At 39.1% G+C, this 1,243-nt stretch carries 1 protein-coding gene; it reads right to left on the reverse strand.

The features are described from left to right. Positions 1 to 37: 37 nt before the first annotated feature. A protein-coding gene (locus SINDD18_RS10650) for an IS3 family transposase (protein WP_431305828.1) occupies positions 38 to 1,167 on the reverse strand; the annotation gives its coding sequence in 2 pieces (ribosomal slippage) (positions 38 to 897 and positions 897 to 1,167; 1,131 coding nt in all). Positions 1,168 to 1,243: the final 76 nt, after the last annotated feature.

Here is a 1,243-nt window from a genome sequence, read left to right on the forward strand (position 1 = left end):
CACTGCACCCCAATAATGGGACAAGAGAAAACCCCTCTTATGCGACCAGTTTTCTGTAATCTACAGGAGACTGGTCATTTAATTTCTGTTGAATTCTAGTTTCATTATAAAATATGATGTAATTTTTGACAATATCTGTTATACTATCTTTGGTTAAGTTTCTCCACTTATGGAGATAGAAGGTTTCAGACTTGAGAATAGAGTGGAACCATTCGATACAGGCATTATCTGCTGGTGTTCCTTTTCGGGACATAGAGCGGGTGATGCCTTTTTCTGTACAAGCCTGATAGTAAGCTTTTGAGGTGTAGACAGATCCCTGATCACTGTGTAAAAGTGCTCCTTGAGGTAGCTCAAGTTGATGAAGTGTGTCGAGCACAAAGTCCGTATCTTGGCATTCGGAGATGGTATAAGCTACAATTTCACGATTATAGAGATCCATGATTGAAGATAGATAAAGTCTACAGTTCCCAAAGTAGAGGTAGGTGATGTCTGTGACAAGCTTCTCCATAGGCCTGTCTGCTTGAAAATTACGATCCAGCTTATTGTCTGTTACATGGTAAGGCTTCCCTAATTTAGGTCCCTTCTTGGGACGGACACGGCAAAGGCAGCCCTTTTCCTTCATAATACGATAGATCTTCTTGCGATTAACGACAAGGTTATAAACTTTCTTGAGCAAGCGAGTGATGGTTCGATAGCCGTAAATAAAGTGATTTTCCATACAGAGTTGTTCGATTTTATCTGCTATTTCGTCTCTTTTCTGAGAATTCTTACACTCCTGTTTCCAGCGATAAAAGGTTGAGCGTTTGACTCCGAAACACTCTAAAATAATAGATACAGGGCACATTTTCTTATACTCTTCCACTAGCTTGATAAGACTTACTTTGTCGATTTTCTTATCAAGCTCTGATACTTTTTTAGTAATTCTACCTGTAAACGTAACTGTTCCACTTCAGATAACTGCTTCATCCCTTTACCATAAGTATATTGTTTCCCCACAGGTTGGTGGAAACGGAACAATTCATCATTCTGATACCATTGCCACCAGGTCTTGACCTGACTAACATTTTTTATACCGAGGGTATCCATGATAACCTTATTTGATTTACCTGCCTTTTTCATTTCGATACAGGCTAGCTTAGTTTCTACTGAATAGGCTTTTTTGACCATAACAAAACACTCCTGTTTCTAGTTTACCAGATTTCAACAGGAGTGTTTTCTTGTGTCTCATTTTATGGGTGCAGTG

The sequence above is a fragment of the Streptococcus infantis genome, from assembly GCF_001579645.1.
GTDB classification, from domain to species: domain Bacteria; phylum Bacillota; class Bacilli; order Lactobacillales; family Streptococcaceae; genus Streptococcus; species Streptococcus infantis_E.